Annotated in this window: 9 protein-coding genes; 4 read left to right on the plus strand and 5 right to left on the minus strand. The window is 40.2% G+C overall.

All coding sequences use genetic code 11. From position 1 onward, the window contains the following. Positions 1–20: 20 nt before the first annotated feature. On the minus strand, positions 21–3,407 hold the full coding sequence (locus OSCI_RS12575) for a PAS domain S-box protein (RefSeq protein WP_234708745.1): 3,387 nt from the start codon (positions 3,405–3,407) through the stop codon (positions 21–23). 304 nt (positions 3,408–3,711) lie between these two features. Then, entirely contained in the window at positions 3,712–4,848 is a 1,137-nt protein-coding gene (locus OSCI_RS12580) for a hybrid sensor histidine kinase/response regulator (RefSeq protein WP_007355339.1), read from the minus strand. Between the two features lie 348 nt (positions 4,849–5,196). Between OSCI_RS12580 and OSCI_RS12585 the strand changes: the two genes are divergently transcribed. The 3 genes from OSCI_RS12585 (at position 5,197) to OSCI_RS12595 (ending at position 7,213) form a co-directional block, all read left to right on the plus strand. Continuing rightward, positions 5,197–5,523: a hypothetical protein gene (locus OSCI_RS12585; RefSeq protein WP_007355340.1), complete on the plus strand. Its 327-nt coding sequence runs from the start codon at positions 5,197–5,199 to the stop codon at positions 5,521–5,523. 99 nt (positions 5,524–5,622) lie between these two features. After that, entirely contained in the window at positions 5,623–6,483 is an 861-nt protein-coding gene (locus tag OSCI_RS12590) for a DUF4351 domain-containing protein (RefSeq protein ID WP_007355341.1), read from the plus strand. Positions 6,484–6,565: 82 nt separating this feature from the next. Continuing rightward, positions 6,566–7,213, plus strand: a complete 648-nt coding sequence (locus OSCI_RS12595; RefSeq protein ID WP_007355342.1) for an SH3 domain-containing protein — start codon at positions 6,566–6,568, stop codon at positions 7,211–7,213. Here the strand turns inward: OSCI_RS12595 and cas6 are convergent. The 3 genes from cas6 to OSCI_RS12610 are packed head-to-tail and all read right to left on the minus strand — an operon-like array spanning position 7,194 to position 11,167. Further along, positions 7,194–8,087, minus strand: a complete 894-nt coding sequence (gene cas6 / locus OSCI_RS12600; RefSeq protein ID WP_007355343.1) for a CRISPR-associated endoribonuclease Cas6 — start codon at positions 8,085–8,087, stop codon at positions 7,194–7,196. The two genes, OSCI_RS12595 and cas6, sit on opposite strands and share 20 nt — an antisense overlap. Before the next feature lie 20 nt (positions 8,088–8,107). After that, positions 8,108–9,280, minus strand: coding sequence for an AAA-like domain-containing protein (locus OSCI_RS12605; protein WP_007355344.1), 1,173 nt, complete (start codon positions 9,278–9,280; stop codon positions 8,108–8,110). A gap of 27 nt (positions 9,281–9,307) precedes the next feature. Further along, entirely contained in the window at positions 9,308–11,167 is a 1,860-nt protein-coding gene (locus tag OSCI_RS12610; RefSeq protein ID WP_007355345.1) for an AAA-like domain-containing protein, read from the minus strand. A gap of 425 nt (positions 11,168–11,592) precedes the next feature. On the opposite strand from OSCI_RS12610, the gene OSCI_RS12615 reads away from it, so the two are divergent. Further along, positions 11,593–11,883 (plus strand): hypothetical protein, encoded by a 291-nt coding sequence (locus tag OSCI_RS12615; protein ID WP_148288842.1) that lies wholly within the window; start codon positions 11,593–11,595, stop codon positions 11,881–11,883. Positions 11,884–11,973 lie beyond the last annotated feature (90 nt).

The raw sequence follows: 11,973 nt of genomic DNA on the forward strand, positions 1-11,973 counted from the left end.
CCTTGATAATTTATATCGGCTCATTTAGTACGGGTATTCTTGGCAAAGTATACCTGAAAGTCTGTACCGCGACTTCGATCTAATTCTATATTACCGCCTAATTGTTCGGTTAAATTCACAACTAGCTGCAATCCGAGAGATTCGGTTTGCTCCCAGTCAAAATTTTCAGGGAAGCCAACGCCGCTATCGCTGACTCTTAAAACAAAGTTAGTGTTATTTTCTAATTTAAAACTCACTAATATTTTTCCCTTCTGACCCTGTGGGAAAGCATATTTAAAAGCATTTGAAACCAGTTCGTTGATAATTAAACCACAAGGAATTGCGGTATCAATATCTAAACAAATGCTTTCAATTTCTAGTTTGACTTCTATTAGTCTTGACGAACAGCCATAAGAGCTAGACAAGTTCGATACCAATTTGCGGATGTATTCAGCAGTATCAATTCTAGCTAAGTCTGTGGTTCTGTACAAATTTTCATGAATCAAAGCCATCGATCTGATCCGGTTGTAGCTATCCAGAAAGAGTACCATTGATTCTGGATCTTTGATATATTTAGACTGAAGTTTGAGCAAGCTAGAAATGATTTGTAGATTGTTTTTTACGCGGTGATGAATTTCTTTGAGCAATACTTCTTTTTCCTTAAGTGAAGCTTTGATTTGCTCCTCGCCTTGTTTGCGTTCGGTGATGTCAATTCCTACAAAGATCGCAGCTTGTTCCTGGTTATATTTCTGAGCAACTACTAAATAAGTACGGCTCTGAGGTAATAACCGATCGCTGGCAAGTGCGAGGGTGATTTCTTGACTGGTTGAGGTGTCAGAAGCAGTAAAAAAATCACTAATAAAATCTGTACAGTTAAAATTACAATCGATCGATCCGACTTCCTTGCCAACAAACGTATCGGGAGACAGATTAAACATCAGTGCTAATTGCCGATTCACCCCCAGAAACCGCAAATCTGCACCAATCCAAGACACAAATCCAGGGACGGCATCGATCACGGCTTGTAATTGTTCCTTAGCTGCTAAAAGTGCTGATTCTGCTAGTTTTTTAGCAGTAATATCGATCATTGAACCAACTATTTCTAAGGGATTTCCCGCTGAGTCTCGTACCAGTGTTAAATCATTTTGTAACCAAACATAATTTCCGAATGCGTCTAAAAAGCGGTATTCAAGGATGTGCTTACTGCCGCCAAAATTGGACATCATTTCATTGAAAATACGCGGTACGTCTTCGGGGTGAATGCCATTAATCCAGAAACTAGATTCTTCTATAAAATCTGTGGGTTTGTATCCTAACAAAACGGCAATGTTGTCACTGATAAAAGTTGTGGCGTAATTGCCTTCTGCCTTGCAACTATAAATCACTGTCGGGCTAGCGGATAGCAAATATTGTAAGCGCTCTTTAACCACAAGTAATTCTTTTTGGGCTTGCTCGCGCTCGGCAATTTCTTGCTGTAAAAGTTTCACGGTGGTAGCTAATTCCTGCGTTCGTTCCTGAACTCTAATTTCTAACTCTCCGGCTAAATGTTGTAGGGCTGTTTCTGCACCTTTACGATCGCTTACATCTTGAACTAATGACTGGATAGATATCAGATTTTCGGCGCTGTCAAAGAGTACGGAATTGTACCATTCGCAGTAGATCACTGCACCTTCTTTGGTATAATTGCGGTTGTAGCTAGTATTTCGAGACTCCATCCCAGTCAGCAAGCGGCTTAATACTTCATTCACGCTCTCGATCTCATCGACAAATACAATTGACCACTCGTTAGGGTGAAGCCCCAAAACTTCTTCTTCTTGCCAACCGAAGATTTTTTCTGCTTGCTTTGACCAGCGTTTTACTCGAAAATGTTTGTCCCATTCGATGACGGCTAAAGGGGAGTTTTCGACGTGAAAAGTTAATTGTTGGTAGGCTGTTTGCAACTTGGCTTCAGCTTGTTTGCGATCGCTAATGTCGGTAATAGTGCCAATATAACTGACTACTGTGCCGTTGTCTTCCCTCTCAGCTACGGCTTGACCAAATACCCATTTTACAGTATCGTCCGGGCGTAGAAACCGATATTCGGAGCTAAATATTTCCTCTGTTTGAATGGCTTGATGCCATTCAGCTAAAACGCGATCGCGATCGTCTGGATGCAGGTTCTTTGTCCAACCATATCCTACGCTTTCTCCTGGTTCGAGGCCAGTGATTTCGCAACTGCGCTCGTTGCTATATAAATTTTTCCCCTCAACATCCGTGCGGAAGAAGCCTACAGGCGAGACTTCTGTTAGCGTTGCATAGAGGCGTTCGCTTTGGTATAGCCCATCCTCCGCCCATTTGCGATCGGTGATGTCAATACAGGAGCCAATATAGTCGGCAAAACTGCCATCTGAGGAGAATCTGGGGGCTCCTTTATCCAACAGCCAGCGATATTTGCCGTCAGCGCGTCGGAAGCGGTATTCTATTTGGAAACTTTGCCGTTGGTGGAAAGCACAAAGGTAAGTTTCTACAGATTTCTGGCAATCTTCTGGGTGCAACCCTCGCATCCAACTGTGATTAATTTCTTGTTCAAGAGTGCGCCCCGTGAAGTTTAACCAAGTTTGATTGAAAAAATTGCGTTCCCCGGTGGGATCGGACATCCATAATAAGACAGGGAGACTGTTAGCAATGGAGCGAAATCTTTCTTCGCTTTCAGTAAGGGCAATTTCTAATTGTTGGCGTTTTGTGAGTTCAGCGTGCAACTCACCAAACAAGCAATTCTGCTGAATGGCGATCGCGATTTGTACTCCTAGTTCGTCTAGCAATTCTAATTCTGACTCTCGCCACAGACGCGGCGCAGAACATTGATTGGCAAATAGCAAACCCCACAGCAGTGGGGTAGAGTTTTGAGTTTCCTGACTCGCGAGTGGGAAATGTCGCTCGATCGAGATGGGAACGCTGAGTTGAGCGCGAATCTGCAAGCGTTCTAATAATTCCCGATGACAATCTTTGAACCCAGCTTGAGAAATGTCTGCGATCGCTTGCTTGTGTCCCCAGCGGTACTTTAAAGCCTGATTTTCCTGCAAATAGGTGTCGGGAATATAATTGCCCAGAGTTTTAGACCAACCGGGAGCGACGGATTCTGCAACGATCGTACCGTCCATTCTGGAGCCAAACTGGTAAACAACCACGCGATCGCACTGCAACAAATTGCGTACTTCCTTGACTACCCCGCTCAAAATTTCCTCTAGATTCAAGGACTGGCGAATCCCCCAGGCCGTACTCGCTAAAAGCCGTTCTCGCTTCACCTGCTGTTGCCATACCGTCCGTTCTAGTACCTGCTGTTCCAGTTCCCTCTTCCTACTGTCAAGCAGTTGAGTAATTTCTGCTTCTAAGAACTTTACTCGCTGCTGCAATGTTTCAATTGTCCTGTACATTTCTACCCTATCCATAACATCCCCCATTTGTTAACTTTAACCGTTAACTGTGATTGCTCGTTAACAATTAACAATTGCTAACAGGCAATAATATGCAATTAATTTGTGTTTATATAATATCAGCTAGTGTCAGGGCGAGTTGCCACCATCTTTAATTTTAATTTTAAATTTATAATCTTCATAACCAGCCATCCCTATACTTAGTTAAAAGTATATCTTAAGGCTATAGCAATGTCAAGAACCGATCGCCGCTCCAGTTTTTCAGTTACAGATGTATAAACAGTAATCTCCTGTTTTCAACCCCAACTCCCACTCACCTCTATTTTGGTACAGGTAAAGTAACTGCTACAACTGTTCCTACTCCTACTTCGCTGCCTACTTCTATTTGACCTCCGTGCAACTCTACAGACCTTTTAACAATCGCTAAACCTAATCCTGTCCCTGATATTGTACCCACATTTTTAGCACGGTAAAATGTCTCAAACATTCGCGGTCTATCTTCTAGGGGAATCCCAATTCCCTCGTCTTGAATGCGGAAAATAGCAACTTTTGCAGGAGGATTTAATTCTAAATCATTAGTTGTAAATTCAGCCTCCCTAAAAGTCAGATCGAAATGAATCCGGCTCCCTCGATCGGAATATTTGATAGCATTTGACAGTAAATTACAGAGAATCTGCCTTAGCAGCTTTTCATCCATTTCTACCTCAGTGTTCTCGGCACTACACTCAAATATAATCTCATGTTCATTCGCCACCAGTTGCAATTCTTCTATAATTTCAATACAGAATTTTTTTAAATCTATAGTAACGGGTTTAAATTCCTGTTTCACCGCTTCTGATTTGCCGATAATTAAGATATCTTCTAAAAGTACTGTCATCTGCTTGACTGCTGTTTGAATGCGTTGTAAATGAGTAATTTTTTTATCTTCTGACCATTTTTGACCATAATTTTCCAGCAAACCAGCCGAAAATAATATCGTTGCTAACGGCGTGCGAAATTCATGGGAAACCATCGAAACAAATCGGGATTTTAGTTCGTTTAGTTCCTTTTCTTTTTCTAAGGCTTTCCGAATTTCAGATTCCGCTTTCGCCCGATAAAGAGCAATCTCGACAGTTGTGTACAAATCTCTTTCCTCAAAAGGTTTGACAATATATCCAAAAAGATAAGTTTCTTTCGCTCTCTGCAAATTAGTTTCATCGGTGTGAGCGGTTAAAAATACTATAGGGATCTGAAATTTGCTGCTAATTTTTTCAGCCGTTTGCACGCCATCCATCTTACCTTTCAAAAGAATATCCATTAAAACTAAATCCGGTTGGAGTTCGCCAATTTTTTCTAGGGCCTTTTCTCCCGAAGAAAATATTCCACAGACTTCATACCCGAATTTATTTAAACTGCTCTTAAGGTCAAGAGCAATTATTCTTTCATCTTCAACAATTACAATTTTAACTAAGGCCATATTGATTATTGGTAGTTTCAAAAATAATTTAGGAGTTAGAGTTTTAATTCTGAATCCTGAGCTATTCAGGATAATATATCAATTATGAATCCTAATTCCTGACTTATGCTATTGTCTAGCCTTAATGCTTCAACAGTTGGCGCTAATACTAGCATACTTTGTTCAATCTCGATCCAGTATAGACAAATTAGCCTCCCACCGACCTCTAAATCAGGACAGACAGGAGTCTTGCCCATCTCACAATATAATTTTTCTTTTTAAATAAATACTTACAGCCGCATTTACTAAAATTACAGTTATAGGGTAAAATTCTATTTTGTGTATCAACCTTTACCCAAAGTAAAACTAATGTCAGAATTTCTAGATTTTCTGCGGCATCAATTTGCCTACGTCGCCATCGGAGAATTTAAACCCGGTAAGTTTGAAGAAGCCAAGCAACTTTATCAAAAGGCTGTATCAACCTATGCTCATGGTTTTAAGGGAGCATACCTACTACAATTGCCGGAGACAGACAAAGGACTTGCCATAATTTTCTGGGATAGCGTAGAAGATATGGCATCTAATCAAAGCGAAGCTTACCAGGAAATATTGAAGCAGATGAATCATTTATTTGCTAAAGTTCCTGATACTGATATTTATGAAATTGTCAGCGAAATTAAGCCAAAAGAAGAGTAAAAAGTTGCTCTAGTATCAAAAAGCCAGCGGAGTTATCAGTAGAGATAACAACTAACCTAATCTTTGGAATTGAGTTGTGTAAAAATCGATTGTAGAGTCATGTACGACAACACTTGTAAATATCTCGCCGAAAAATCTCCAGCCTCATTTGTCCGCTGGCTACTAAATACAGAACCGGAAAATATCCGGGTACTTAAAACCGAAATTATACCCGAACCGATTGAGGCAGATGCTCTTGTTTTGCTACAAACTGATAACCAAATTCTGCATCTAGAATTTCAAACAGTACCCTATTCAAATCCGCCAATTCCCTTGCGGATGCTTGAATATAAAGCTATATTAACAAGGAAATATCGCTTACCTATTGAACAGGTAGTTATTTTCCTCAAACGTACTAATTCAGAATTAGTATTGCAGAATCAATATCAAGATAATTATACGACACACCGCTATCGAATTATTCGGATGTGGGAACAAAATCCCGCTCCACTTTTAGTTACACCAGAACTTTTACCCCTGGCTGCTTTAGCTCAAAGCGACAACCCTAATACTTTATTAGAGCAAGTTGCTCAGCAAGTTGCTATCATTGAAGAAACAGAGCAACGGAATAACATCTCAGCTTGTGTTTTCGTCCTAGCTGGTCTACGGTTTGAGAAAAAATTGATTCGTCAATTATTCAGAGAGGATATTATGAGAGAATCAGTCACCTATCAAGATATTCTGCAACAAGGTGTACAACAAGGTGTACAACAAGGTATGCAGCGAGGAGAAGTAGCAATTCTACAACGCCAGATTTCACGGCGTTTTGGGGAGTTAGAACCACAACTAAGCGAACAGATTCAAAGATTAGCAATCCCTCAATTAGAAAACTTGGGAGAAGCGCTGCTTGACTTCTCTAATGTAGCAGATTTAGCCGCTTGGTTACAGGTACAACAGATACAATCATCCTCAACTAACTAACTAATTGCTCAATCTTACAATCTACTAATTTTTTCATCCCGTTAACCTTTGAGGTCTAACGGGATTAGACAAGATAATTACCATGAAATTACCCAATTTATTTCCCTCAACTCTAGCGATTTCAGCTATCGCCACCTTAATAATTTCCTCCTTACCTGTTAAAGCGAATCCAGACAATCCAAATGGCCCTACTAATATCTCTCAACGAGGTTGGAGTTTGTGGCAACCTTGGGAAAACCTCAAAGATGCAGGATTAGAGTTTGGGCTATCTAATATGGATTTAGGGTTAGGAATGGAACTGCAAAATCAGTGCTTTGGAGAGGTTGATACTCCCCATACAGAGAAAAGACAATTAGAGACTTATTGGTATAGAGTCAGCCGCGATGTTAATACCATAGGTTCAGGAGAGATAGAATACGGCTGTTGGATTAATGGCAGTTTTAAAGCTACTGTCACCGCCATAGCCATGAAAATATCTCTGGCTGAAAACCCCTGTTACCGTGTCAATTCCTCAGCGCAAGATGGTTTAGCAATTCATTCAGATGCTACCACTAAGTCTCGTCTAGTAGGGCGAGTCAGGAATGGAGAAATAGTCAAACCTACAGACGTTCCAGTAATCATTAGAACAGTGGAAAATCTTAACTGGATTGAAATTGAATCCCCGCTGAAAGGGTGGATTTCTAATGGAAATCCAGATGGTCGCGGTAATCTTACATTCTGTAACCGTTAGCATTACTGAACTCTTGCAGCCGCCGTACCATTCCCATACCCATCGGTGTTTTCCTCCCCACTCCGCTATAGAGAGCAAAATCTGCTAAGGCATTAATTTGTTTAATCTTTAGCGGCTCAACATCGCCCATAATTCGATAGCTAACTTCGCCGACACACCCAATAAATTTACTGCGAGAATCAGCTAACATTTCAGTATGAATGTCAAAAAAGCTGGGAAAAATAGGCTCGATAATAGTACGATCTAGAGGAATATTGCTATATTTATTCCAGCGATTTAGCAAGCTACCAAAAATAGTGTCTCTAGTTGGCATCGGTGTATCGTATTGACCTTGACGGAAATTAGTCGGAGTGCAGAAACTAAAAGCAATTTGCCGTTCTTCTGCTGAAGCTTGCTCGTATAATTGTGTATAGGAAATCGCATTCACCCAAGGCTGGGCAGGTTGCGGTACTGCTAAGATGCTAGTAATGTGTAAATCTGCGGGGCCGAGATGCCAAGGGCGATCGAAATTTAGGTGCAACCAAAGTTGAGTCAGGCGGGCGAATAAACTATCATCTAAAAGAGAAATACGCCACCAAATCGGTGTATTTCCGCTAATTACTTGTTTGTATTCCCACTGTAAAGTCCTAGAACCTAGAGGATCGATTCTCTTATTTTCCCCTATTATCTTAATTTTTTGCCCTTCTTTTTTAGATACTTGTAAGGGGCTAAGGGTGAAAGCTTTTTCATTAGCTTGATCGTGCAAATAAGCACTTAAATCAGTATCTACTGCACTTACTAATTTTAAGAACAAAGCATGAAGATGCCGCCCAGTCAAAAATTGGGGTGGGATTGGCGAAGATGGCAATAAGTTTAAAACCAAGCTATAGGGCATAAGCAATTAATAATTAAAAATTAAGAATTAAAAATGGGAAGGGCATTCTCGCGCATAAGTGCTAATTGTTCTTCCACCCAATTAATGTTAAAAACTGATTTGTATATCCGGTTAGCAACCTCCAACTTTCCTTCACGTTTGACTACTAATGCTGAAAGTCTCAATTCTAATTGCTCAGAACTATCATCAACAACAATTTGTTTGTTTTGCAAAACTTGCTGATATAATTCTAGCAGGTGGCTAGGTCGATCTGATTTTCTGAGTACGCGATCGCGCACTGTCTTTAAATGCTCTGGCTCATCTTGTCCTTGCCAGTTTTCTACGATCTGATTAATGGCTAAATAATTTACCAACTCAGAAACTTCAGTTGGAGAATTTAGGATTCGGGATTGACAATTATTCAGAAGTTTTTGTATTAATAGTTTGCATAGCTTTTGAGTTAGAAATGGTTGTCCTGCCGTCCAAGATAATATCTCTGCGATCGCATTCTCAGCATTCTCTAATTTCTCAGCTAACCCAGCGGCTAAAGGCTGGCATTCCTGCAACTGAAAACCCTCTAAATGAATAGCTCTACCAATACTAAAAATTGCCGTCCGATGTTTGTCAATTATCAAATCGCTCTTGTTTGCCACACCCAAGATTGTAAAAGTAAGTCGCCTGTATTTTACCTCCTCTGCACGTCTATTATAGCAAGCTTCGATCGCAGCAAAAAAGTCGTCAGGAAGGAAGTTCAAGCTGAGAATGCTATCAATTTCATCAATAAAAATGACTAAATTTTGAGCAACCTCTTTTAACAGCACCTCTTCAAGAAACTGACTAAACCTTTGCACGGGAGAAAGTAGTTCGCGATCGCACCACCAGCGACTGACATCAAACCGATCTAAAATATCAAAACCATTAGCTAAACTATAAACTAAACCAGCATACCATTGGTGAGCTTCAATATTGCGATTGCCAATTGCCGTTAAGTCAATTGCTGCACAGGCAAAACCTTCAGCTTGCAACCTTTGCATCGTTCTAACTCGCAAGGAAGACTTTCCAGTTTGGCGTGAATTTAACACATAACAAAATTCTCCGGCTTTCAAACTTTCCATTAACTCAATATCGGCTTTTCTAGTGATATAAGTTGGTGCATCTAGCGGCAAGCAGCCCCCAACTTGATAAGTATATTCTAAATTGACTTCATATCTCATGTCAACTTTTTATCTCTAGTTTTTTAATTATTCATTTCCTAAACGCACCTTAAAATAATTGCGGTACAAATTGCAGCGGGGCCTTACTTGATTACCTTGAAACTCCACTAATCCCATACTATGCAACTTAAAACCTTGCATTGACTCTAGTTGCACTGGACTAGCACTATCTGCCACCTTTTTTATAGCGGCTGCTAAGTCTGGATGCTGTTCTAAATTCCACAGATGCCGCCGCAAATGATCGCTATAAAGTCCCGCATCAGTCGGTGCTGTTGCTAACAATTCTGACAAAGTTATTTCCTGTCGGGAAATGTGATAGAAAGCCAACCTAATCAGATAAGGATGTCCTCCCACCATTGCCATTAATTGCTCAACTTCTTTTGCACCCCAAGCCAACCCATGCCGCAATGCTAATTCTTTCACTTGTTCCGGTTTAAATTCCGGCAACTCAATCGGTAAACCTACATTAAATGGCGATTGATTGACATCCATCGGCACGTAAACCTCTGTAGAGTGTACGACAACTAAACGCAATTTTTTCCAAATATCCCGATTTTTAGCTTCCTCGTGCCACGCACGCAACAATCCCAAAAAATCAGCGGCTAATTCAGGATATCTAAACACTACATCTACTTCATCTAAACCTAAAGCTAAAGGAGTTGTAATATTTGCTAGCAAATATCTTTCAAAATAAGATTTACAAGCTACTTTAGCACCAAAAATCCCATTCCAATATTCAGCTAAGCGATCCGGCAAATCTAGCTGCAAAGCAGCATTTGCACAAAACCACCGCAAAAACTGTTCTAAATCGGTAAAAACTTTACTATCTGCCAACTGAAAGCTTAAAGGGACTACGGCAAAGTCTTGCAACTCGGCGCGGCGAAGAATTCTCGCCATTAGAGAAGTTTTTCCCATCTGGCGAGGCGCTTTGATGCGGATTAATGCACCTGGTTTCGCGATCGCCTCATAACAACGATCTTCAATTCCTTGTCTTTCCACATAAAACGCAGAAGCTAACTCGACTTGTCCTCTCGGTAACTCCGGTTCTGCTATTGGTTGTGGTGGGTAATTTGGAGTCAAAGCATAAACTATCGGGAAAGCTGTTGGCGTTTCTAAATTTCTTCCTTTCTCTTGATTTGTAGACGAATTTAAGCCGCTATCTACTACTTTTTCCTCTTGCCTTTTGCTGCCTAATATCACTTCTAATATTCTCGTGACAATTTTTGCTGTATCATCAGGTTTCAACCACTCATAATCATTAATTCCCTGAAGATAGCCACGTAAATCATGGTTTAGTAAACTAAAAGGGCAATTAATCCGAATCGGAATAATTACAGGTTTGCCCTCCCGCGAACCTTGCAGAGTTTTGGCAGTCCTTACCTCTTCTGTCACCATCTCGCTGCAAGCTGAAAGCGGCGATAAAAGTAGCAATAAATAATCACTTTGATTCAATTCTGCGTAAATTTGCTGTGGGCCGTTTTTTGCCATTCGCAGATTACTGCCAGCTTGAAAGACTCTACACCCATTAGCTTTTAATGCCGCATCTAACTGCGATATTAAACCTAAATCTAGTTCAAAACTACGGTAGTAGCTGAGCAAAACTTGAGTATTATTTCTGCTATTTTGAGGATAACGGCTAAATAATTCCGGTCTGTATTTAGCAAATAGAGCAATTAAATTAGGGCGGTGCGATAAGCCATGATCTTGTTGATATCTCAAACCAAAGGCTTCGCAAATATTTTCAATATGTTTTCTCACAGTTTCTTTGGTGATATGTAACGAAGCAGCAATATCTGCATCTTTTTCACCAGCTAAAACTTTTAACAACACTTCTTGCTGTCTTGGTGTCAAAGCTGTAAATGCTTTCGTGAACTCTAATTGATTCATCTTTGCTTCCTATAGTTAATGCTAGTGTATTGCTAAATATTTTAGTTTTATAGGGAATTTTGTACGGTTAAATACAACCATAAATCAGCAATAAAGCAACTAATTTCACTTATTAATCATTTAACTTTCCTCCCAATTACCAGTTACGATCGCGGATTTTACCGATTACACGGATTACACGGATTAGTTAGAGTCACGATCGTTTAGTCTGTGAAATCAGAGGAATCTGTAAAATCTGTGTATCCCAATTACCAATTACCAATTAGCCATTAGCCATTAGCCATTTACTCTTAAGCTAGCCCCCTAAGTAAAAAAGTAGTGTCTTTGTGTAGGCAGATTCACAGATGTGTATGCAGCTATCTTTTCCTCTTACCTTGTGAGTTTTAACTACACAGACAAACATTGAGCTCGATTGCCGTGAAATATTGAAAAACATAGACCGCTTTCTCTTGGTGATGGAGATGAAGCTAAGTTTTTCCAGAGTGCATTCTCTATTTTTGACCGGAACCGCAGCATTAGCAATTGCGATGCCTTCAGCCAGGGTAGTCATCGCGCACCCCTTAGTCGCTGAAGCTTCGACAGTTCTTAAATCGGTTCCTCGTAATGACATTATATCAAAGCAACGAGATTCAAGATTAATTGAAAAATCAGGAAATATTTACGCCCAGAGACAAGATAATCCACCAAAAGATGAGTCTGCGGGTGGAAGTAGATAGGTAATTGGTAATTGGTAATTGCTAATTGCTAATTGGTAATTGCTAATTGCTAATTGCTAATTGCTAATCGCTAATTGCTAATTGCTAATC

Origin of the sequence: Kamptonema sp. PCC 6506 (assembly GCF_000180455.1) — a bacterium.
Lineage (GTDB): Bacteria > Cyanobacteriota > Cyanobacteriia > Cyanobacteriales > Microcoleaceae > Kamptonema > Kamptonema formosum.

Coding starts and splice junctions, on each gene's coding strand:
- OSCI_RS12590 (WP_007355341.1), top strand. CDS start 5,623: ATGTACGACAACACTTGTAAATATCTCGCCGAAAAATCTCCAGCCTCA.
- cas6 (WP_007355343.1), bottom strand. CDS start 8,087: ATGCCCTATAGCTTGGTTTTAAACTTATTGCCATCTTCGCCAATCCCA.
- OSCI_RS12575 (WP_234708745.1), bottom strand. CDS start 3,407: ATGGATAGGGTAGAAATGTACAGGACAATTGAAACATTGCAGCAGCGA.
- OSCI_RS12610 (WP_007355345.1), bottom strand. CDS start 11,167: ATGAATCAATTAGAGTTCACGAAAGCATTTACAGCTTTGACACCAAGA.
- OSCI_RS12605 (WP_007355344.1), bottom strand. CDS start 9,280: ATGAGATATGAAGTCAATTTAGAATATACTTATCAAGTTGGGGGCTGC.
- OSCI_RS12595 (WP_007355342.1), top strand. CDS start 6,566: ATGAAATTACCCAATTTATTTCCCTCAACTCTAGCGATTTCAGCTATC.
- OSCI_RS12580 (WP_007355339.1), bottom strand. CDS start 4,848: ATGGCCTTAGTTAAAATTGTAATTGTTGAAGATGAAAGAATAATTGCT.
- OSCI_RS12585 (WP_007355340.1), top strand. CDS start 5,197: ATGTCAGAATTTCTAGATTTTCTGCGGCATCAATTTGCCTACGTCGCC.